This is a genomic window from Kineosporia sp. R_H_3 (genome assembly GCF_002198675.1).
Lineage (GTDB): Bacteria > Actinomycetota > Actinomycetes > Actinomycetales > Kineosporiaceae > R-H-3.
The window spans coordinates 1-22386 of the sequence record NZ_MWLL01000153.1; the positions used below are offsets into that span (position 1 = coordinate 1).

At 75.5% G+C, this 22386-nt stretch carries 10 protein-coding genes; 5 read left to right on the forward strand and 5 right to left on the reverse strand.

Annotated elements, in window-relative coordinates; genetic code table 11:
* Positions 1 to 138 precede the first annotated feature (138 nt).
* The gene (locus ECOMGDLI_RS15810; protein WP_088317791.1) at positions 139 to 711 is read left to right on the forward strand and encodes an HNH endonuclease signature motif containing protein; all 573 of its coding nucleotides are present in this window, start codon (positions 139 to 141) and stop codon (positions 709 to 711) included.
* 40 nt (positions 712 to 751) lie between these two features.
* Here the strand turns inward: ECOMGDLI_RS15810 and ECOMGDLI_RS15815 are convergent, their stop codons facing one another.
* Positions 752 to 1642 carry an aminoglycoside phosphotransferase family protein gene (locus ECOMGDLI_RS15815; protein ID WP_198954902.1) on the reverse strand — a complete coding sequence of 297 codons (891 nt, stop codon included), beginning with the start codon at positions 1640 to 1642 and terminating at the stop codon, positions 752 to 754.
* 118 nt (positions 1643 to 1760) lie between these two features.
* Between ECOMGDLI_RS15815 and ECOMGDLI_RS15820 the strand changes: the two genes are divergently transcribed.
* Together ECOMGDLI_RS15820 and ECOMGDLI_RS15825 are read left to right on the forward strand one after the other, a co-directional pair.
* On the forward strand, positions 1761 to 3305 hold the full coding sequence (locus ECOMGDLI_RS15820) for an NAD(P)/FAD-dependent oxidoreductase (protein ID WP_088317794.1): 1545 nt from the start codon (positions 1761 to 1763) through the stop codon (positions 3303 to 3305).
* A 5-nt stretch (positions 3306 to 3310) separates the two neighbouring features.
* Complete coding sequence (locus ECOMGDLI_RS15825) at positions 3311 to 4240, forward strand: alpha/beta fold hydrolase (RefSeq protein WP_088317802.1); 930 nt, start codon at positions 3311 to 3313, stop codon at positions 4238 to 4240.
* A 9-nt stretch (positions 4241 to 4249) separates the two neighbouring features.
* Here ECOMGDLI_RS15825 and ECOMGDLI_RS15830 read toward each other — a convergent pair whose 3' ends face one another.
* Positions 4250 to 5005 (reverse strand): tryptophan 2,3-dioxygenase, encoded by a 756-nt coding sequence (locus tag ECOMGDLI_RS15830; RefSeq protein ID WP_088317796.1) that lies wholly within the window; start codon positions 5003 to 5005, stop codon positions 4250 to 4252.
* A 133-nt stretch (positions 5006 to 5138) separates the two neighbouring features.
* Here ECOMGDLI_RS15830 and ECOMGDLI_RS15835 point away from each other — a divergent pair, with 133 nt between their 5' ends.
* Complete coding sequence (locus ECOMGDLI_RS15835) at positions 5139 to 7133, forward strand: wax ester/triacylglycerol synthase family O-acyltransferase (RefSeq protein ID WP_198954901.1); 1995 nt, start codon at positions 5139 to 5141, stop codon at positions 7131 to 7133.
* Here the strand turns inward: ECOMGDLI_RS15835 and ECOMGDLI_RS15840 are convergent.
* The gene (locus ECOMGDLI_RS15840; protein WP_088317797.1) at positions 7120 to 7359 is read right to left on the reverse strand and encodes a hypothetical protein; all 240 of its coding nucleotides are present in this window, start codon (positions 7357 to 7359) and stop codon (positions 7120 to 7122) included. The two genes, ECOMGDLI_RS15835 and ECOMGDLI_RS15840, sit on opposite strands and share 14 nt — an antisense overlap.
* Positions 7360 to 7453: 94 nt before the next feature.
* Between ECOMGDLI_RS15840 and ECOMGDLI_RS15845 the strand changes: the two genes are divergently transcribed.
* Positions 7454 to 8359, forward strand: a complete 906-nt coding sequence (locus tag ECOMGDLI_RS15845) for a LysR substrate-binding domain-containing protein (RefSeq protein WP_088317798.1) — start codon at positions 7454 to 7456, stop codon at positions 8357 to 8359.
* Positions 8360 to 8392: 33 nt separating this feature from the next.
* On the opposite strand, the gene ECOMGDLI_RS15850 is transcribed toward ECOMGDLI_RS15845, so the two are convergent.
* Together ECOMGDLI_RS15850 and ECOMGDLI_RS15855 are read right to left on the reverse strand one after the other, a co-directional pair.
* On the reverse strand, positions 8393 to 13801 hold the full coding sequence (locus tag ECOMGDLI_RS15850) for a carboxyl transferase domain-containing protein (protein ID WP_158221021.1): 5409 nt from the start codon (positions 13799 to 13801) through the stop codon (positions 8393 to 8395).
* 72 nt (positions 13802 to 13873) lie between these two features.
* Positions 13874 to 22363: a type I polyketide synthase gene (locus ECOMGDLI_RS15855; RefSeq protein WP_255395993.1), complete on the reverse strand. Its 8490-nt coding sequence runs from the start codon at positions 22361 to 22363 to the stop codon at positions 13874 to 13876.
* Positions 22364 to 22386 lie beyond the last annotated feature (23 nt).

Sequence of the window (22386 nt, forward strand, 5' to 3'; positions counted from 1 at the left end):
CTCCCGGTGCCCGCGGATGTGCTGCCGGTCCCGGCCGGGTGCGTCCCGACCGACGCCGCTGCGCCCGCTCCCGGGCCGGCAGCGACAGCGTCACCTGACGGCCGCAGTCCCTCCGGCGAGGAGCATGACGAGGGGTCCGTGCCGGAGTGGTTCACCAGCACCTGGCCCGACGTGCAGGTCACCGTGAACGTCATCGTTTCCGCCGAGACCCTGATGGGCCTGGTCGACGACCCCGGCACCCTGCAGGGCTACGGGCCGATCCCCGCCGACGCCATCCGCGACCTCGTCACCAACGGCGTCTTCCGGTGCGTGGTCGTGGACGGTGAACACGACACCGTCCTCGGCGTCGGGAAGAGCACCTACACGCCCGGGTACGTCGCCAGCGAACGACTGAAGCTCCTCATCGAGCACGCCTACCCGACCTGCACCGGGCCCAACTGCGGGAAAGCCGCCTGGCGCTGCGACCTCGACCACCAAACCCCCTACGGACACGGCGGCGCCACCTGCGAGTGCAACACCCGGCCGTTGTGCCGCGCGTGCCACCGGCTCAAGACCGCCGGACTGCTCGTCCCGCAGCAACGCCACCACCCCGGGGACCCACCGGGCACGACCCTGTGGACCACCCGCACCGGACGCACCTGGACCGCACTCCCCCGCGCCCCGTTGCCGCATCTCCCACGGCCTGCACCCGAGGATCCGCCGCCTTTCTGACGACCCACCGGGAGCGCACGCCCCGCCGGGCGGAACGCCGTCACCCGGGATCGGCAAGGATCCGGCCGAGCGTCCGCCGGCCCAGGCTGCTCATCACGGGGTTGGACCGCTCGTAGTACCAGACCAACCCCATGGCCTGCTCGAGGGCCCAGGCCTTGCCCCGCGCCCACTCGACGTCACCGCAGCCGAGGGCCCGGCGGAACACCTCCCGGGGCACGGCCTCGAGCAGGTCCCAGGCGGCGATGAGGTCCAGGGCCGGGTCGGCCGGGCCGAAGCCCCCGCCGTCGAGCACCCCCACGAGCCGGCCGGCATCGACGAGAACGTTGGGCGCCATGAGGTCCCCGTGCGACATCACGTCCGGGCCGATGCGGGGCAGGTCCCGCAGGTCGCCCCACAGCCGGCGCAGCGCGACGACGTCGAGCAAGTCTTCGCTGCGCCGGAAGCACTCGTCCATCCAGGCGTCATGGTCGGTCAGGTCCCCGCCCCGACCAGGACCCGCGAACGTCCGACCGCGGGTCGGGGCGCCCCGCAGCGCGGTCACGAGACGGGCCAGGTCCTCGGCGAAGAGCACGGACCGCGACGCGTCGTCGACCGCCGCGTCCCGGCCGGGGAGCCACGTCTGCACCAGCCACGGCAGCGGGTAGCCCGGTCCGGGCGCACCGACGGCCAGCGCCAGCGGTGTCGGGACCGGGCTGCACGCGGCCAGCTCTCCCATGGCGGCGACCTCCGACTCCAGCCACGCCCGGACCTCGGCCGGGGGCCGGGCACGCAGCGGGAAGCGCGCCGCGACGTCCTCGCCCAGGCGGAAGACCGCGTTCACCGTCCCGGTCGACACCACCCGCCGCACCGGCAGGCCGCCCCACTGCGGGCACTGCTCGCCGACGAGGCGCACCACCACGTCCACCGGCACGTCGAGCTCGTCGGGGTGCATCGCCACGGCCCGAGCCTCACCGGCCGACAGGCGCCCCGCAACAGCATTCCGGCAAGGCGATCGAGCGAAGTTACTCCCCAGTATTGTTACAACGTTCAATGGTAAGTATGGTCGTTCCATGACCTCGCCCAGCGGCGACGCGGCCGCCCTCCCCGAGCGCGTCCACGTGCTCGTCGTCGGTGCCGGGTTCGGCGGGATCGGCGCCGCGGTCCGCCTGTCGCAGGCCGGTCACGACGTGCTCGTCCTCGAGAAGGCCGACGACGTCGGCGGCACCTGGCGCGACAACAGCTACCCGGGCGCCGGCTGCGACGTGCAGAGCCACCTGTACTCGTTCTCGTTCGCGATGAACCCCGACTGGACGCACAGCTTCTCCCTCCAGCCGGAGATCCACGCGTACCTGCACGACGTCGTCCGGCGCTTCGACGTCGGCCACCTGATCCGTTGCGGCGTCGAGGTTCTCGGTGCCCGCTGGGACGACGACCGCAGCGTCTGGGCCGTCACGACGAGCGCCGGGGACGTCCTCGCCGACGTCCTCGTCAACGCCTCCGGGCCGCTGTCCGAACCACGGCTCCCGGACGGCGTCACGACGGACACGTTCACCGGCACCGTTCTCCACACCGCCCGCTGGGACGCCTCGCTCGACCTCACCGGCCGCCGGGTCGTCGTCGTCGGCACCGGCGCCTCCGCGATCCAGCTCGTCCCGCGGATCGCGAAGGTCGCCGAGTCGGTCACGGTCATGCAGCGCACCCCGGCCTGGGTCATCCCCCGCAACCAGCACCGGATCCCGGGCTGGCGGCGCGCGCTCTACCGGCGCGTGCCCGCCGTCCAGAGGTGCGTGCGCGGTGCGATCTACGCCGGCCGTGAGCTCATGGTCCTCGGCTTCGTCGGGCGGCCGACCCTCATGCGCGCGGTCGAGGCGCTGTCCCGCCGCACGATGGGGAAGTCGGTCACCGACCCGCACCTGCGCGCCGTCCTCACCCCGCGGTACCGCGCCGGCTGCAAGCGGATCCTCATCTCCGACGACTTCTACCCCGCCCTCAGCCGGCCGAACGTCGAGGTCGTCCCGCAGGCGGTCACCGCGCTCGAGGGCGACGAGGTCGTCGGCGCCGGCGGCACCCGCCGGACCGCCGACGTCGTTGTCTTCGCGACCGGGTTCGAGGCGACGGACCTGCCCGTCGCGCGGCACGTCGTAGGCCGCGCCGGTCGCACGCTCGCCGACGTCTGGGCCGGCACGGGCATGCAGGCCCTGCGCGGCTCCACCGTCACGGGCTTCCCGAACCTGTTCTTCCTCATCGGGCCCAACACCGGGCTCGGGCACTCGTCGATGGTCCACGTCATCGAGTCCCAGCTCGCCTACCTGCTCGACGCCCTCGACCTCATGCGCAGCAGGGGTTTCGACGTCATGGAGCCGGAGCAGAGCGCCCAGGACGCCTGGAACGCCGACGTCCAGCAGCGGCTCTCGACGACGATCTGGGCGACCGGCGGCTGCAGCTCCTGGTACCAGGACGCGCAGGGCCGGATCAGCACGCTCTGGCCCGGGACGACGTGGCGGCTGCGCCGGCAGACCCGCCGGGTCGACCTCGCCGAGTACCGGACGGCGCGTCGCGCGGCCGGGATGCGGCAGGGCCGCCCGGCGACCGTCGTCACGCAGCGCGGGCGGTGACGACGATGCCGCTGCCCGACGACTTCCTCCCGCCGGTCCCCCGCACCCGGCTGACCGTCCTGTCCGCCGACGGCACCCGGCTCTCCGTCGAGGTCCACGGCCCGGACGACGCCCCCACGGTCCTGCTCGGCCACGGCTGGACGTGCTCGGCCGGCTTCTGGGGCCGGGTGCTCCACCGGCTCGGCGACGACGTGCGCGCCGTCGTCTACGACCAGCGCGGCCACGGCCGCAGCGAGCTGGTGGCCCCCTCGGCGTGCACCGCGACGGCGCTCGTCGACGACCTCGAGGCGGTCCTCCGCGCGACCGTGCGGGCCGGCGAGCGGGCCGTCGTCGCGGGCCACAGCATGGGCGCGATGGCCCTGGTCGCGCTCGCCGGCGAACGCCCCGACGTGCTGCACGAGAAGGTCTGCGCGGCGCTGCTCGCGAGCACCGGTGTCGGCGGTCTCGTCGAAGAGGTCCGCCTCATGCCGCACCCGGGCCCGCTGCGCACCGTCGCGAGGGCCGTGACGGAGCGCGGGATGGGCGACACCCGGCTGCTGACGTTGCTGCCCCCGTGGGCGCGGCGCAGTGCGATCAGCCACATGACGCTGTCCCCCGCGGCCGACCGGCACCAGCGCGCGTACTGCACGGACGTCGTCCTCGCGTGCCCGCCGCAGACCCGGGCCGGCTTCGCCCGCATGCTCGCCGACCTCGACCTCGGCCACCACGTCGTGGCCCTCGACGTCCCGACGCTCGTGCTCTGCGGCACCGAGGACCGGCTCACGCCGTTGCGGCACTCGCGCCGGATCGACGCCGCCCTGCCGCACCCGGTCGGCCTCGTCGAGCTGCCCGGGATCGGCCACATGACCCCGGTGCAGACCCCCGACGCCGTCGCCGACGCCGTCCGGCGGCTCGTCCGCGACCACCACGTCAGCGCCGGGGCAGCGACCGCGTGACCCGCCGGGTCAGAACCGGTCCCGCACCTGCCACAGGGCGGGGAACATCGGGCGCAGCAGCGTGCTGCGCAGGTAGGCGGCCCCGGACGACCCGCCGGTGCCCATCTGCCCGCCGATGGTCCGCTCGACCATCTTCACGTGCCGGTACCGCCACTCCTGGAAGCCCTCGTCGAGGTCGACCATCCGTTCGCAGACCAAGGCGCGCAGGGCGTCCTCGCGGTACACCCGCTCGAGCCCGTCGAGGAGCGCCTCACCGTCGAGGCCGGCGAGCCCGGCGAACCCGAGGAACTGCGCCCACAGGCCCGGGCGCCCCATCGCGGCCTCGATCCGGTCCCGGGCCGGGCCGGGCGGGTGCGGCGACAGCATCGCCGGGTCACGCCGTCCGAGCACCGCCTCGAGCTCGCGGAACTGTGCGGACTGGAAGCCGGACGCCGAGTCCAACCGCCCGCGGAATCCCGCGAACGACAGCGGCGTCATCGTCTCCAGGACGTCCACCTGCCCGACGACGGTCTTGAGGATCGTCAGCATCCGGGTGAGCGTCGCCAGCGCGGTGCGGGCGTCACCACCCTCGAAGGCCGTACCGAGCCGGGACGCCTCGTGGAGCAGCTGCTTGAACCACAGCTCGTAGACCTGGTGGATGACGATGAAGAGCATCTCGTCGTGCTCGGTCTCCCCGGTCACCGGGTCGAGCGAGCGCGGCTCCTGGAGGGCGAGGAGGTCGTCGACCCGCAGGTAGCTCGAGTACGTCAGTGCCTTGCCGGTCATGGCTCCCCCACTGTGGTGCGGCCCGCCGCGACGGCTGCGGCCGAGGACCTCGGACCTGTGCGTGCACCCGACCACAGGTGCGACCCTCGAGTCCACGAGCGACGCACGGACGCGCGGGGACGCGAGGTGACCCATGGCTGCGACGGCACGGCACACGATGGGCGCGGTCGACGCGATCTGGCTGCACATGGACCGCCCGGAGAACCTGCTCGTCATCGACACCCTCATGTGGTTCGAGGGCACGGTGCGCGTCGACCGGCTGCGCACCGTCGTCACCGAGCGGCTGCTGGACCGATTCCCGGTGTTCCGGATGCGGCCGGCCGAGCCGATGCTCCCGCTCGGGCCGCCGCGCTGGGTCGAGGACCACGGCTTCGACCTCGACCGGCACGTCACCGTCCGCCGGCTCCCCTCCCCCGGCGGGGACGCCGCGTTGCGGGCGTTCGTCGAGGAGCACATCTCGCAGCCCCTCGACCTCGCGCACCCGCTGTGGCAGGTGTGGCTCGTCCACGGCTACCGGCCCGACGACGGCGGGCCCGCCGGCTCGGTCGTCCTGACCCGGATCCACCACGCGCTCGCGGACGGGATCGCGCTCGCGCACGTCCTGCTGTCGCTCACCGACCCCGCGGACGGCGAACCGCCGGCGACCGTGCCGCCGCAGGTCCGGGACGGCGCGCGCGGCCCGGTCGGCAGCGTCCTGCACCTGTTCGCCGACCTGGCCCGCCTCGTCCGGCCCGAGGCCGCGGTCGAGGCGCTGACGCTCGCGGTGCAGACCGGGCAGGTCGTCGACAAGCTGCTGCTCGGCAGCCTGCCGCGGACCCCACTGTCGGGCACCCCTGGCGTCGCCAAGCGCGCCGTCTGGTCGAGGCCGCACGACCTCGCCGCGGTCAAGGCGGCCGGGCGGGCGACCGGGTCGACGGTCAACGACATCCTCATGGCCGCCGTGGGCGGGGCCGTCGCGTCCTACCTCGTCGCCCGGGGCGCCGACCCGGTGGACCTCACGGCGATGGTGCCGGTCAACGTCCGCGGTGACGGGCCGCTGCCCGCCGAGCTGGGCAACCGCTTCGCCCTCGTGCTCTTCCCGCTCGTGAGCACCGACGTCGACGCCCGGACCCGGCTCGACCGGACCCGCAGACGGATGGACGCGATCAAGGCCTCCCCCGAGGCGGCGATCACCTTCGGCACGATCGGCGCGATCGGCCTGACCCACCCGCAGGTCGAGCGGCTGCTCGTCGACTTCTTCTCCGCCAAGGCGATCGGCGTCCTGACGAACGTCGTCGGACCGACCGACCGGCGGACCCTGGCCGGGGTGCCGCTCACGGGCGTGCTGGGCTGGGTGCCGCAGGCGGCGGACCAGACGCTCGGCGTGTGCGTGTTCTCCTACGCCGGCACGGTCCGCGTCGGGTTCCGCACGGACGCCGAGGTCGTCAGCGATCCCGAGCTTCTGGTCGCCGGCTTCGACGCCGAGCTCGCGGAGCTCGTCGCCCTCGGCGGGGGCGAGGGCCAGGCGCCGGTCCGGGCGCTGTCGCGGGTCGCGGTGCTCCACCACGCGTCCGGCGCGCCCTACGTCGTCGTCGACGGCACGCCGCTCGAGGTCGACGTGTCGGTGACGGACCGCGCGGGCTGGGCGGTGTGCCTCGTCGGCGACGGTCCGGACGCCGTCGGGGTGGACCTGGAGCTCGTCGAGCCCCGCAGCGAGGCGTTCGTCGCGGACTTCCTCACGACGGCGGAGGCCTCACGGGTCCGTACCGCGCCCTCGGGCGACGGGCCGGGCGGCCGGTCGGAGCTCGCGAACGTCCTCTGGTCGGCCAAGGAGAGCGCGCTCAAGGTGCTGCGCACGGGGCTGCGGACCGACACCCGGGCGGTCGAGGTGACCCTCGGGGGCGGCGGCCCGGACGGCCCGGACGGCGTCGACGGCGCGCCGGGCTGGCGGCCGCTGACGGTGCGGCACGTGCCGACGGGGCAGGTGCTCCCCGGGTGGTGGCGCCGGGACGGCGGCTTCGTCGTCACGGCGGCCTCCGTGCAGCCGCACGACCCGCCGGCACTGCTGCCGACGAGCGGCGACCTGGCCCGCGCCGTCCCGGTGGACCCGTGGCCGGGCGAGCCGTTCGAGCAGGTCAGGCGGCGTTGACCCGGTTGAGGGCCTCACGGACCGGGGCGGCGTCCACGTCGTCGTAGCGGTCGAGCATCGCGGCGAGGTCGTCGCGCTCGGCGGGGGTGCGGTAGGTGGCCAGCTCGCGGTCGAGCTTGCGGCGCTCGGCGCGCGCGGCGCGGCGGGTGCGGAGGTCGTCCCGGAGCACGGTGAGGAACGACGGGGCCGAGGTGGTGGAGCCGGTGTCGGTGCTGTTCGTCGTCATGCATCCAGTGTCACGCAAACGCTTACATGCGTCCAATGAGTGATGTTCATGGTATCCATGCACTCTGGTCATGGGACGGGGTTACCCTGGGGCCATGGACACCGACGCCCTCCGCTGGTTCCAGCAGGTCGCCGACGGAGTCACCGTGACGCAGGTCGGCGAGCTGTACTGGGTGACGCAGTCCGGGGTGTCCCGCGGGCTGGCCCGGCTCGAGGCCGAGGTCGGGACGCCGCTTCTCCACCGGTCCGGCCGGACCCTGCGGATGACGCCGGCCGGCGCGGCCTTCAAGCGGCACGTGGACGCGCTCCTCAACAACCTCGACGACGGGCTGGCGGCGGTGAGCGAGCTCGTCGACCCGGACAGCGGCACGGTGACCGTGGCGTTCCAGCAGTCGCTCGCCACCTGGCTCGTGCCGCAGCTCGTCGGCACCTTCCGCGCCGACCACCCCGGGGTGCAGTTCACCCTCCGGCAGGTCCGCGACGAGCTCGTCTCCCCGGTGCTGGACGGCGGCCGCACCGACCTGGAGATCACCGCGTGGCGGCGGTCGGACCCCACCGTCAAGTGGCAGCGGCTGCTCGTCGAGCCGCTGCGCCTCGCCGTCCCTCGCGACCACCCGCTGGCCGGCCGCACCGAGATCGACCTCGCGGAGGCAGCCGAGGAGCCGTTCGTGGCGCTGCGGCCGACCTCCCTGCTGCGGCGCCAGGTCGGCGAGCTGTGCGAGCGGGCCGGCTTCGAGCCGCGCATCGCCTTCGTCGGCACCGACCTCGCGACCGTGCGCGGGTTCGTCGCCGCCGGGCTCGGGGTGAGCATCGTCCCGGCCCCGCACGTCGCCGACGCCGACGCCGTCGAGAGCCCGCTGCGGTACCTGCCCCTCACGGACCCGGCCGCCGTCCGCGAGATCGGCATGGCCTGGTCGACCGAGCGCCCGCTGCTCCCCGCGGCCGAGCTCTTCCGGCAGCACGTCGTGCGCACGGCCCGGGCGCGCCGGCTGCCGACCTGACCGCCGGCCGGCGCGCCCCTGCGGCCGACGTGCTCAGCCCTGCGCCATCCCGCGCTCCAGGGCGTCGACGACGTACGGGCGCAGCCGCTGCGCCGCGATGATCCGGTCGACCGAGCCGACCCGCAGCGCCCGCTCGATCGTGTGGATCCCGTCGAACTCGTCGGCGACCTCGCCGAGCTTCTCCGAGCGGACCCGCTCCGTCGCCCGGGCGAGCTCGACCCGCAGCCGGCCGGCGGCGGCGCCCTTCGCCGTCGCGAGCCGCTCCCGCACCTCGGTCACCCGGGTGTCGCGGTCGGTGCGCGCCTTGACCTCACGGGCGAACACGGTCGCCGCCGCCGGTGCGCCGCCGATCACGGAGGCGTAGGACCCCTCGACGGCGGCGATCTCCATCCGGGCGTTGAGCGCCTTGGAGAACACGACGAACGCGCCGCCGTGGTAGCGCGAGACGACGACGAAGACGATCGGCCCGTCGAAGTTCGTCACGGCCCGGCCGATCTCCGCGCCGTACTCGAGCTGCCAGCGGCGCATCGACTCCGGTGACCCGTCGAAGCCCGACAGGTTCGCCAGGACGACGAGCGGACGCCGTCCGGCCACCGCGTTCACCGCACGGGCCGTCTTGCGGGACGCCTGCGGGAACAGCGTGCCGCTCGTCCAGGCGGGCGGGCCGTCGGCCGGGACGAAACCGCGGCGCGGCACGGTCCTGGACTCGATGCCGAGCAGGCACACCGGGATGCCGCCGACGCACGTGTCCCAGACGACGGCGTTCTCGGCGTCCCGCCAGTGCTCCCACCGTTCCAGCGGCTCGGTGTCGGCGTCCGCGACGGCGCGCATCACCGACCGGATGTCGAAGGGCTTCTTGCGGTCGGGGTTCGCCACCGGGTCGAAGACGTCCCCGACGCTCGTGAAGTCGCTGCCGGGCACCGGCACGTGCCGCGCGGGACGGACGTCGCGGTCGAGCGGGTCCGACGTCGGGCGCCGGCGCGGGAACCGCTCCCCCGGCACCACGTAGGTCAGCTCGTAGTGCCGCAGCAGCACCCCGCACGCCTCGAGGAACGTCGGCGCCCAGTACTGCGCCTGGCCGTTCGGCCCCATGACCCGGTCGTGGCCGCCGATGCCGAAGTTGTCCTCCGCCGAGACGCCGCCGGAGAAGTCGAGGGCCTGCTTGCCGGTGAGGACCATGGCGCTCGACGGCGTCATGACGAGGATGCCCCGGGTGTGCATGAGCATCGTCGCCTCGGCGTTCCAGTACGGCTGCCCGCCGACGTTGATGCCGGTGACGACGATGTTGATCTCCCCGCCGTCCTGCGTGAACTCGATGATCCGGCGCAGCGTCGCAGCGATCCAGTCCATGTTCTCGGTGCCGGAGTCCATCGCGATGAGCGCCCCGGACGACACCGCGAACCACTCGACGGGCACGCCGAGCGACGCGGCGAGGTCGAGGGCGGCGTTGATCCGGCGGCACTCGGGCTCGGCGAGGTTGCCGAGCCCCTTCGTCGGGTCGGAGAGGATCGCCACCCGGGTCATCCCCTCCGGGACGACGTCCGTGCGGTTGGTCACCAGCCCGACGACGACGTGCGCCGAGTTCTCCCCCGGCGGCCGGTCCACCGGCACGAGACGGTCCGCGGCGTCCAGGTCGTGCTCGACGAACGAGCCGGGCGGCAGCAGACCCGGGGTGCCCTCGGCCGACGCGAGCAGCCGGACGACCTCGTACGGGTACGGCACCCCGAACCGGGCCGCCAGCAGCACCTTCTGCTGGTACGCGGACAGCGCCCGCACCGGGGCGTCACCGGGTGCCTCGACCCGCACCGTGACCCCGTGGCCGCCGACCCCCTCGAGGTGCAGGACGGCCTCCCGCGGGCCGGCCGGGCCGGGGATCCGCACCCGCAGCACGACCTTCTCCAGCCCCGCCCCCGAGGCCAGCGGAGCGAGGGATCTCGCGAGCCCGGCCCACGCCGAGCGCGGGACGTCCCACGGCGGCCGGACGGCGAGCACGATCCGGTTCGCCACCGGGCGCTCCCGGGCCGGGAAGCCGGCCAGCGCCGCCCGCATCGCGGCGAGCGCCTGCAGCCCCATCCGCTCCAGCCGGGGGTAGCTCAGCGAGCCGTCCTCGCCGCGGACGGCCGTGAGGTCGCGGACCTCCGCCAGCGCGAAGAGCCGCGAGTCCTTCGGGTTGTCGTGCGCGACGCCGTGGAACAGGTAGACGTCCTCGGCCGACGGCAGCCGGTCCAGCCGGAACCCGGACAGCCGCCACAGCTCCAGCCGCTTGGCGAGCATCGGGTGCAGGTTGCGGTAGAGCACGTCCTCGACGAACGCCCCCGAGGCGTCCTGCCGGAAGGTGAGGTGCTGGGTGCGGAAGTGCTCCTTGCTGCCGCCGGCCGTGCTCGTCACGGTGACGTCGAGCCGGTGCAGGCGGCGCCCGACGTCGACGGCGCCGAGCAGGTCCGCGACGGCGGCGGCGGTCGCGTCGATCTCCGGGCGCTCCCCGGCCTGCCAGGTGACGACGTCGAGGACGACGTCCGTCGACGCGGGCACCGGCGGGGTGCCCGGGGCGGGCGCGACGAGGTGCTCGCCAACGGCGTCCGCGACGGACGGCAGGTCCTCCAGCGGCGCGTAGGCGACGACGAGGTGCACGTCCCGGCCGTCGTGGGTGTAGTCGGCGGCGGCCACGAGGTGCCCGCCGACGACGAGCGTGCGCAGATCGCGCAGCGGCCGGATCCGGTAGAACCGGCGCACGTAGACCTCGAGCAGGGTGCGCCGCAGCGGCTCCCCCGCCGTCCCGTCGCCCGCGGTGAGCCAGTGCCGCAGCAGCGCGGCCCGCATCGGGTGCGGTGCGAGCACGAGCCGGTCGACCCGGTGCGCCCGGTCCGCGGCGAGCGGGTCGGCGTGCAGGGCCAGGAGGTGGCCCTCCATCTCGGCGTAGACGTCCGCGACGACGGACTCCAGGACGGGTTCGTCGAGCAGGTGGAACCGGACGTCGCGGGCCAGGTCGGCGACGTCCTGCTGGCGGCCCTGGGTCGCCGCCGCGAGCCGGTCGAGCAGGCTGCGCTCGCGCGGGCCGGCGGTCGCCGCGAGCACGTCGGCGGCGGCGAGCCTGCGGGCCAGGACGGCGACGACGACCGGCGCGAGCTCACGGACCCGGCCGATGGAGCGGTACAGCCGGACGACCGCGGACTCCAGCTCCGGCGTCCGGTCCAGCGAGGTCACGCCGTACCGGTCGAGCGCGACCCGCAGCCGCTCCCGGTAGAGGCCGGGCAGCATCGCCCGGTCGGCGTCGAGGAAGCGCAGGAACGCGATGAGGTACTCCTGCGCGCTGCCGGTGCGGGCGTCCCGGACCGCCTCGGCCTCGGGCCCGTCGTCCGCGTCGTCGTTCTCGCTGCGCGGCCGGGAGAGCGCACCGAGGTCCGCGTAGAGCCCGAGCAGCGAGTCCTCGCAGGCGAGCAGCGACCCGTCGTCCGGCGGCGACAGCTCGGCGAGGCGGCGCTGCGCCGCGAGCAGCCGGGTGAGCGTCGTCGGGTCGAGGTCGTAGCCGAGCAGGTACTCGCGCAGCGGGCCGTAGACCCGCTCGCAGGGCCGCAGCCCCGGGTCCTCGGGCCGGGCCAGCTCGCGCAGCCCGAGCGGGACCGGCTGTGCCGCAACGGGTTCCACGGAGGGTCGGGAGCGCAGGTCGTCCGCCCGCAGCCGCAGCAGCCCGGCGCCCGCCTCGACCTGGGCGTTCGCGACGACGTCGACGCCGAGCACCTCGCCGGAGAACGGCGCCGGCACGACGGACTCCATCTTCATCGACTCGAGGACCGCGACCGGCTTGCCGGCCTGGACGTGGTCCCCGGGGGCGACGAGCACCTCGACGACGAACGCGGGCCAGCCGGCCCGGACGACGACGCCGTCCTCCCGGGTCAGGACGTGGGCGGTGTCGTCGACCTCGACCCGGACGACGCTGCCGTGGGTGGCGACGACGACCCGGTGCCGGCGTCCGCCGCAGACCAGCCGGCGCTCGAAGGCACCGAGCCGCTCGACGACGACGTCCGCCGCGCCGTCCGGGTCACCGACCCGGTACCGGCCGGGAGCGACGAGGTCGACCCGCAGGGCGTGCGCACCGCCGCGGTAGCCGAGGACGACGCGGGTGCCGACGGCCTCCGGCGGCTCCGGCCGGCCGCGCGCGGCCCGGGCGTGGAAGGCGGCCTCGGCGGCGGCCCGGTCGGCGTCGTACGCCTCGGCCGCGGCCGCGAGGACGGCGACCGCGTCCGGCGGTGGGTCGAACGCGCCCCGGGCGACGAGCCGGTCCAGCCAGCCGGCGTCGACCGGGCCGGCCGCGAGGTCGGGGTGCGCGAGGACGGCGAGCAGGAACGCCCGGTCGGTCGTCCCGCCGTCGACGACGGCAGCGGTCCGGGACAGCGCCCGGCGCAGGCGGGCGAGGGCCTGCGCCCTGGTCCGCCCCCAGGCCGTGAGCGTCGCGAGCACCGGGGAGTCCGCGGTCACGGCGTCCCCCGCGCGCAGGCCGTCGTCGACCCGCACGCCCGCCACCGCCGGGACGTCGAGGAGCAGCAGCCGGCCCGGCGTCACCGTGCCGCCGCCGGCCGTGTCCACCCCGACGTCGAGGGCCGTCAGCCGCACCTGGACGGCGTGCCCCGCCACCTCGTCGGGCGGCGGCACCGGCCTGCCGCCGGCGGCGACGTCCAGGTGGAGGGCCACGAGGTCGACGCCCCCGACCTCCTCGGTCGGGGTCTGGTCGACGAACGACGGGACGGCGAGCCCGGCGACCCGGACGGCGTCCTCCGCGACCTCGAACCGGACCGCGACGACCCCGCGCTGCCCGAGACGGTCCACGAGCCGCTCCGCCTGCTCGTGGAGCACGGCACGCACCGGGTCCGGCAGACCCGGCGCAGCGGACTCGACGAGGACGGCGCGGCCCGCGTACCGGACCGTGGTGTCCCGGCTCCCGAGCACCCAGGTCGTGCCGGCGCCGTCGGTGACGACGTCCACGTCGACCCGGCGGACCGCGGGCGGCACGGCGCCGTCGGGCCAGCGGTCCGGGACACCGGCGGAGGCCGCGGCGGACCGCAGGCCGTCCGGGGAGCAGAGCAGCCGCAGGGTCGCGGCCGACGGGCCGACCACGGTGACCCCGGCGTCCTCGAAACGGGCCACCAGGTCGGCCCGGGCGGCCGGGTCGGCGACCGCCCCGGCCCCGACCCAGACCGCGTCCGCACCGGCGTCGAGGACCGCCCGGGCCGGCGCGTCGCCGTCCGCCTCCCCGACCTCGAGCACCTCGTCCGCCTCGCGGGCGGACCACGCCGACCCGGCACCCGTGACCACGGCGACGGTCGTCACGGGCGGCGGCGCGGGCACCGTCCCGGCCGCCTCCCGGTTGAGCTCGGCGACCGCCGCGAGGAGCCGGACGGCGACCTCGCCCCGGTCGAGCACGGCGAGACGGCGGATCCTGGTCACAGACGACGCTCCTGTCGGGACGGTGCGGGACAACGGGTCGGGGCAGCGGGTCGGGGCAGCGGGTCGGGGCGGTCAGCCGGCGAAGACGTCGCGCAGCGGGGCGCTCACGTCGTCCGGCAGCGGCGCCGGCAGCGGGACGGTCGCGTACCCGTCGAGGGCGAGGACGACGTGGCCCTGCGCGTCGACGACGGCGCAGTCGAAGACGCCGCCGGCGTCCTCGGCGGTCGCCACCGCGAACAGCGCGCCGTCCCCCGGCGCCGGCGGCGGACCCGCCACCCAGCGCACCCGGGCCACCGCGCGCGGCAGCGCGAGCCGGACCTGCCGGCCCGCCTCCCAGAGCCCCGCCGCCTGGAAGCACAGCTCGACGAGCCGCGGTGCGGAGGCGAGCGGCGCCGCGGCCGGCACGTGGTCCTCGGGCAGCGGGTCGGCGAGCCGGGCGGTCGCACCGTCCCCGGTCCGCCAGGCCCCGCCGACGACCTGGTACGCCGGGCCGTGGAAGTAGAGCCTGTACACCGCGTCCGGGCCGAGGGCGCAGTCCCCCGCGGGCTCGGTGAGGTCGACGACGAGGTCGGGGGCGGCCGGTGCGGCCTCGGTGGAGAGCCGGACGCGTCCGGTGAAGTGCACCGTCGTCACCGGGTCGGCGGCGCCGGGCAGCACCCGCTGCGCCTCGAGCCGGCAGTCCGCGACGAGGTCGCCGCCGGCGTCGGCGCGCAGCAGCGCGGTGACGGTGAGGGTGCGCGGCTCGTCCCGGTAGAACTTCACCGGGGCGAGGAACGCGACGTCCTCCAGCCCGGTCACCTCGTGCGGCACCCCGCCGAGCCGCGCCGCGAGCCGGGCGGCCTCGACGAACGCCTCCATCCCCATGACGCCGGGCAGCACGGGGACGCCGTCGATGCGGTGGTGGTCGAGGAACGGCTGCGCGACCGGGTCGAGGGTCGTCGTGACGACGAGCCCGTCGGTCGTCCGCACGCCCGTGACCGCGCCGACCATCGGGCCGCAGCCGGCCACGTCGACGGCCGCGACGTCGAGCCCGCCGGCCGGGTCGTTCTCGGCCGCCATGAGACCGAGCCGGCCCGCGACGACGACCTCGCCGCGGAAGCCGGACGACACGAGCTCACGCCGGATCCAGGCGATCCCGGCCTCCGGGGGCAGCATCTCGACCCCGGCGGCCTCCATGATCTTCGGGATCGAGCCGCGGGTGGCCATCCCGATCCCGCCCCACGCCGTCCAGTCGAGGGCGATCGCGCGGGTGCCCGGGCGGGTCCGTCGCAGGCTGCTCGTCACCTTGCACAGCAGGTCGTTCGCGGCGGCGTAGTCGGTCTGGCCGGCGTTGCCGAAGCGACCGGCGACGCTGCTGAAGACGACGGTCGCCCCGATCGGGGTGTCGCCGAGGGCGTGCAGCAGGCCGAACCAGCCGTCGCACTTGACGTCGAGGACGAGGTCGAACTCGCGCGGCTCCTTCGCCGGCAGCCCGCGGCTGATCTCCAGCCCTGCCGCGTGCAGCAGCAGGTCGACCCGCTCGGACGACGCCCGCACGTCGGCGACGACCGCCGCGACCGCGGCCGCGTCGGTGAGGTCGACGCTGTGGTACCGCGCGGTCCCGCCCGCGGCCTCGACGGCGCGGATCGCCGCGAGCGCGGCGGCCAGCCGCTCGAACCGGGCCAGTTCCCGGTCGATCGCGACCGGCGTGGGCCGCTCCCCGCGGTCCCTCATCCGGGCGGCGAGGTCGGACTTGAGGCCGTCCCGGTCGGTGAGGTAGCGCTGCAGGTCCGGGTCGGCCGGGTCGGGCGCCGGGGTGAGGTCGAGCAGGTGGAACGTCGCGCCGGACGCCGCGGCGAGGTCCGCGGTGATCGCCGAGACGATGCTGCCGGCCGCGCCGGTGACGACGACGGTCGAGCCGCCGTCGAGCGTCAGGCCGCCGTCGCCAACTGCGGCGCCGTCGTGCAGCGCCGGGAACGGCCGGACGGCGAGCCCGACGCCCCAGCGCTGCGCACCGGCCGGGCGGCCGACCTCGACGCAGCCGGGGTCGACGAGGGTCTCCTCGACGAGGGCGTCGGCGAGCGCCGCGGTCCTGCGGTCGGCGGGCGGGAGGTCGACCGCCTTGACGAGCGCGTCCGGCTGCTCCTTCTTGTACGACTTGGTGAACCCGGTGACGGCGCCGCCGAGCGGGCTCGTGGCCCCGGCCTCGTCGTAGCCGTGGAACCCGCCGAGCCGGGTGCCGGCGACGAGGAACGGGGCGCCGTCGAACAGGCGGCGCATCGTCGCGTGCAGCGTCTTCACCCGGCGCCGCAACGCCTCCCGCCAGCCGGCGAGGTCGAGCGCGTCGAGCGGGCCCTCGTCGTCGAGGGCGGGCAGCCAGTAGACGCCGTGCACCGGTCCGTCGGCGAGCCAGCCGTCGAGGGTCGCGGTGACCTCGTCGACCGTCGAGCCGGGGTCCAGGGTGAGCACGGTGACCCCGAGCCGGTCGAGCCGCTTGGCGAGCGCGCCCGCGACGCCACCGGCGTCCGGGGCGAGCACGACCCGGGTACCCGCGCCGAGGGTGACCCCGGTGGCGGTGCACGCGGACGCCACCGGGCGGACGACGGGCACGGGCACCCGGCGCGGCAGCGCGTCGATCGCGGCGAGGTCGCCGCGGAGCATCGGCTGCTCCGGTTGCTTGGGCTGTTCGGGCTGCCCTGCCTGCTCGGGCTGCCCTGTCTGCTCCGCCGGCCCGCTGGCGGCCGGGACGGGCTGTCCTGCAACGGGTCCGGCGCCAGGAGCGGCGATGCCGGTCTTCGACCGGACCCAGCCGACGACGTGGGCGAGCGTCGGGAAGTCCCGCAGCTGCAGCGCCGCGTCCCGTTCCACCCCGAAGTGCTCGCGGACTCGTCCGAACACCTCGGCCTGCTTCACCGTGTCCACCCCGAGGTCGGCCTCGAGGTCGAGGTCGGCGTCGAGCAGCTCCGGCGGGTACCCCGTCATCTCCGCGACGATCCCGACCACCGCGTCGAGCACCGGGTCACCGGCCGGCACGGCCTGCTCCGGGACCGGCCCAGGGGCCGGTGCCGCGACCGGTTCCGCCGCCGGTTGCGCCGCCGGTGCCGCCGCCGGCGCGGCGATGCCGGTCTTCGACCGGACCCAGCCGACGACGTGCGCGAGCGTCGGGAAGTCCCGCAGCTGCAGGTTCGCGTCCCGTTCCACGCCGAAGTGCTCGCGGACCCCTGCGAAGACCTCCGCCTGCTTCACCGTGTCCACCCCGAGGTCCGCCTCGAGGTCGAGGTCGGCGTCGAGCAGCTCCGGCGGGTACCCCGTCATCTCCGAGACGATCCCGACGACCGCGTCGAGCACCGGGTCACCGGCGGCACCGGTCGGCTCCGGGGCCGGCTCCGGGGTCGGCTCCGGGGTCGGTCCGGCGGCCGGCCGGGAGGCCGGTTCCCGGACCGGTTCCGCCGCCGGCGCGGCGATGCCGGTCTTCGACCGCACCCAGCCGACGACGTGGGCGAGCGTCGGGAAGTCCCGCAGCTGCAGCGCCGCGTCGCGCTCCACCCCGAAGTGCTCCCGCACCCCGGCGAACACCTCCGCCTGCTTGACCGTGTCCACCCCGAGGTCCGCCTCGAGGTCCAGGTCGAGCGCCAGCAGCTCCGGCGGGTACCCGGTCATCTCCGACACGATCCCGACGACGGCGTCCGTCACGGGGTCGGCGGGCGGCTGCGCCACCGGTTCCGCCACCGGACCTGCCACGGCGGCCGGCACCGCGGCAGCCGGCACCGGGGGCGCCGGCACCGGTGCGGTCACCGGCGGCTCGACCGGCGCGGCCTGCGCCGGGACGAACGGTGCGGCCGCGGGGGCGGCGGGCGCCGGCGACGTGGCCGGCGCGGACATCTGCTCGTCGACGACGCGCAGCCGCCGGTGGTCGACCTCGAGCCGGGCGCCCGGGTGGCCGCTGACCCGGTCCAGCCAGGCCTGCCAGACCGCCGGGTCGACGATCCGGTAGGCGTACCCGAGCTCGGACGGCGCGCGGTGCCGGCCGTCCGGCACCGGGGTCCAGCGCAGCAGCGCCATCGCGATCTGCGAGCCGAACCCGGCGGCGAGCCGCAGGGCGTAGCGGACCGGGTAGGCGCCTCCCGTCGACAGGTTGAGCGGGCCGAGGTCCGGGTCGGGCTCCTTGTAGTTCGGCACCGGCGGGACGATCCCCGTCTCGAGCGCCTTGACCGCGACGACGTCCTCGATGCCGGCGCCCATCGCGTGCCCGGTGAAGCCCTTGGTGTTCGTGATGACGACGCGGTCGGCGTCCGCGCCGAAGACGGATCGCAGGGCGTTGATCTCGGCGGACGCGCTGCCGCCCCGGGCCGGCGTGTACGTCTCGTGCGAGACGAAAACCGTCTCGGCGGCGATCGCATGCCGGTCGACGCCGCGGGCCTCGGCCTGCGCGACGACCTGCTCCATGACCTGGCCGATGTGCTCGACGTCCAGGCGGGTGCCGTGGAAGGCGCTGTTCGCGGTGACCGCGCCGAGCACCTCGGCGATCGGCTGCACGCCGCGCTCCCGGGCCGCCGCGGCGGACTCCACGACGAGCGCCGCGGCGCCCATCCCGACGATCATCCCGTGCCGGCGGCGGTCGAACGGCGTCGCGGCGTCCTCGACGACGTCGTCCGTCGCGGCCGCGCCGGAGGCGAGGAAGCCGGACGTGATCCACGGCAGCAGCGCGTCCCCGGTCGCGTCGTCGGCGGAGACGATGACGACGCGGCGGCACCGCCCGGCCCGGATCCAGTCCTCGGCGACGGCGACGGCCTGGGTCGTGCTCGCGCAGGCGGCGTTCACCTGCGTGTTCGGGCCGCGGGCACCGATGATCTCGGCGAACTGCGAGTGGCCCATCGACAGCGCCCGGAACAGGAACCGGCGGTCGAAGACGAACGGGTCGGTCTCGAGCTGGTGCCGCAGGTCGGCGATCCGGCGGTCCACCTCGGCGCAGGCCGGTTCGGCGCCCGTGAGCCGGGCCCGGACGGCCTCGAGCGCGAGGACCTGCTCGCGGCGGCCGCGGTCGGTCATGTAGCGCTCGATGTCGGAGGCGAACGAGTCGTAGCCCGGGAAGGCCGCGGCGAACACGACACCGGTGTCGTCGCGGAGCGCGTCCGGCAGGCCCCAGCGGTCCGGCAGCCGGGTGCCGAGGGTCGTCGTCCGGTAACGCAGGACGAGCGGGATGCCGGCGTCCCGGAGGGCGTCGAAGCCGGCGCCGATCGCGAGCCGGGTCGCGGTGTCGAGCGCGGCGTCCCGGGCGGCGTCGACGCCGAACTCCTCCACGACGTCGAGCGGCGCGTGCCGGCCGGCGAGCTTGATGACGTCGGCCTCGCTGCTGATCTCCTCGAACGACGGACCGCTCGCCTCGCTCTTGACGAGGCGGGTGATGTGCATGTCGACCATCCGCTTGCGGAACCGGTGCGGCAGCGAGTCGATGAACTGCTGACCGGCGAGGATCCGCGCGACGTTCTCGTCGTCGAAGGTCCGGTCGACGCCGGGCAGCCCGAGCGCCGCACCGCTGACGACGACCGGCTCCATGACCGACGGGCCCTGCGCCGCGGCTGCCGGGGTCGGTTGCGGCGCAACGGCTCCGGCGCTCCCCGACGCGAGCCGCAGGCCCTGGGCGAGGACGTCGGCGAGCGCCTTGCCGAGCGCCGCGAACGGCTCGTCGGCCGGTGCGGCGGCCACGGCGGCGGCTGACGGGACGGCGGGTGACGGGACGGCGGGCTGCGGCGCGGACATGACGGTCCCTTCCGACGGTGCAGGTGCGGCGGGCGCGGCGGCCGGCCCGTCGAGGCCGAGCCCGGCCGCGTACAGGCCGCAGAGCGCGGCGTTGAAGGACGCGACGTCACCGCTCTTGGGGTGGTTCGTGAAGAGCGCGAGGACGTCGTCGTGGGCGGTGACGAGGACGTCCTCGACGAACCCGGCGAGCGCCTTGCGCGGGCCGACCTCGACGAAGACGCGGGCGCCCGCGTCGTAGAGCGTGCGCAGGCCGCGGACGAACTGCACCGGCGAGGCGACCTGGCGGCCGAGCATCGCGAGCACGTCCTCGGTCGTGCCGCCGTCCGGGTAGAACTCCCCGGTGACGTTCGCGACGATCGGCAGCACCGGCGGCCGCAGGTCGAGCCGGCGCAGGGTCGCGACGAGCGGCACGCTCGCCGGCGCGACGATCGAGGTGTGGAAGGCGTGGCTGACCGGGATCCGGACCGCGTTGACGCCCAGGCCCTGGAAGGTCTCGATCGCCTGCTCGACGGCCGCGGTCGCGCCGCCGATGACGGCCTGCGACGTCGAGTTGATGTTGGCGATGACGACGTACCCGGGGGACTCGGCGACGACCCGCTCGATCGTCTCCAGCGGCCCGAAGACGGCGGCCATCGCACCGTTGTCGTCCATCGCCAGGCCGGCCATCTCCTTGCCGCGCGCGCTGACCGCCTCGAGCGCGGAGGAGAACGTCAGCGCCCCGGCGGCGACGAGGGCGCCGTACTCGCCGAGGCTGTGCCCCATGACCATGTCGGGGCGGACGCCGTACGCGGCGAGCAGCCGGGTCAGCGCGAGGTCGGTGGCGAGGACGGCGGGCTGGGTGATCTCGGTCTGCAGCAGCTGCCGTTCGAGCCGCTCGACGGCGACCGGGTCCGTGCCGTCGACGAAGATGTACGACGACAGCGGCCGGCCGAGCAGCGGGGTCATCACCTCGTCGGCCTCGGCGAAGGTGCCCGCGACGACCGGCTCCGTGGCCCGCAGGCCGGCGAGCATGTTGACGTACTGCGAACCCTGGCCGGTGTAGAGGAACGCGACCTTCGGGGCCGGGCCACGGCCGACGAAGACGCCCTGGGAGCGCAGCAGCTTCCACATCGGGGCGGCCGCGGGCCCGGCGGCGAAGGCCTTGACCGCCTTGTCGAGCTTGGCGGCGAGGTCGGCGGCGTCGGCGAAGTCGACGGCGACCCGGACGGCCGCGGCCGCCGTCGCCGGGTCGGGGGCGGCCGGTGCCGGAGCGGTGCCGGCCCGGGCGGCGGCGAGGTGCCGGGTGAGCCGCGCGACGACGTCCGCGTCGTCCGTGCCGCCGACGACGAGCGCCCCGCGCAGCGGGACACGCCGCTCGACGGGCGCGGTGACCCGCGGCGACGCCGGCACCTCGGCGCTCGCGAGCACCCGGGGGCGTGCGGCGTACCGGCCGGGGACGTGCTCCTCGAGGACGGCGTGGAAGTTCGTCCCGCCGAAGCCGAACGCGCTGACCCCGGCGCGGCGGGCACCGCCGTCCGCCGGCGCGTCCCACTCGCGCAGCGTCGTGTTCACCCGGAACGGCACCGCCGACCAGTCGACGTTCGGGTTCGGGTCCCGGAACGACAGGCTCGGCGGGAGGACCTTGTGGTGCAGGCTCATCGCGGCCTTGAAGAGGCCGGCCGCACCGGCGGCCGCCTTGAGGTGGCCGATGTTCGACTTCACCGAACCGAGGGCGATCGACCCGGGTGCCGCCCCGGCCTTCGCGAACACCTCGGTGAGGCTGGCCAGCTCGGTGGCGTCCCCGACCCGGGTCGAGGTGCCGTGCGCCTCGACGCACGAGGCGCTCGCCGGGTCGGCGCCCGCGATCTCCCAGGCGCGTTCGACGGCGAGCCGCTGCCCGACCGGGTTCGGCGCGGTGATCCCCTTGCCCCGCCCGTCGCTCGAGCCGCCGACGCCGAGGACCACGGCGTACACCCGGTCCCCGTCGCGTTCGGCGTCGGAGAGCCGCTTGAGGACGAAGAGCGCGCACCCCTCCCCCATGACGAATCCGTCGGCGCCCGCGTCGAACGGCCGGGTCCCGGTCGCCGAGAGCGCCCCGATCCGGCAGAACTTCACGAACGCGGCGACCCCCATGTTGCGGTCGACCCCGCCGGTGACGACGGCGTCGTACTCGCGCGTCTGCAGGCCGCGGACGGCGGTGCTCATCGCGGCGAGCCCGGAGGCGCAGGCCGCGTCGGTGGTGAAGTTCGGGCCCCGGAAGTTGAAGAGGTTGGCGATCCGGCCGGCGATGACGTTGGCCAGCTCACCCGGCATCGAGTCCTCGGTGATCTCGGGCAGCCGGGCGAGGTACGGGGTCCGGGTCTGCTCGACGATGCTGTCCCGGACGTCGGCGGGCAGCGCCGCGAACGCGGGCGCGGCGCGCAGGTGGCGCAGCACCTCGGGCAGGTCGACCCGCAGGTTGGTCCGGTAGTGCTTCTCGCCGCCGATCGCGTTGCCCAGCACGACGGCGACCCGCTCCGGGTCGACGGACCAGTCCGGCCAGCCGGCGTCGACGAGGGCGGCCCGGGCGGCCGACACGGCCCACCGCTGGCCGTCGTCCATCTGGCCGGCGACGGTCGGCGGGACGGGCAGCCGCCAGGCCACCGGGTCCCACGCGAAGTCGCCCACCCAGCCGCCGATCCGGGAGTACGTCTTGTCCGGCGCGTGCGGGTCCGGGTCGTAGTAGAGGTCCGGGTCCCAGCGCTGCGGCGGGACGTCGGTGATCGAGTACACGCCGCCGGTGAGGTTGGCCCAGAACGCGGCGGCGTCCGGTGCCTGCGGCATGATCGCGGCCAGTCCGACGATCGCGACGGGTTCGAGGGCGGGGC

What these genes read in the sequence shown, in the direction of transcription:
- ECOMGDLI_RS15845 (WP_088317798.1), top strand. Translation starts at nt 7,454, where the DNA reads ATGGACACCGACGCCCTCCGCTGGTTCCAGCAGGTCGCCGACGGAGTC.
- ECOMGDLI_RS15825 (WP_088317802.1), top strand. Translation starts at nt 3,311, where the DNA reads ATGCCGCTGCCCGACGACTTCCTCCCGCCGGTCCCCCGCACCCGGCTG.
- ECOMGDLI_RS15840 (WP_088317797.1), bottom strand. Translation starts at nt 7,359, where the DNA reads ATGACGACGAACAGCACCGACACCGGCTCCACCACCTCGGCCCCGTCG.
- ECOMGDLI_RS15815 (WP_198954902.1), bottom strand. Translation starts at nt 1,642, where the DNA reads ATGCACCCCGACGAGCTCGACGTGCCGGTGGACGTGGTGGTGCGCCTC.
- ECOMGDLI_RS15835 (WP_198954901.1), top strand. Translation starts at nt 5,139, where the DNA reads ATGGCTGCGACGGCACGGCACACGATGGGCGCGGTCGACGCGATCTGG.
- ECOMGDLI_RS15820 (WP_088317794.1), top strand. Translation starts at nt 1,761, where the DNA reads ATGACCTCGCCCAGCGGCGACGCGGCCGCCCTCCCCGAGCGCGTCCAC.
- ECOMGDLI_RS15830 (WP_088317796.1), bottom strand. Translation starts at nt 5,005, where the DNA reads ATGACCGGCAAGGCACTGACGTACTCGAGCTACCTGCGGGTCGACGAC.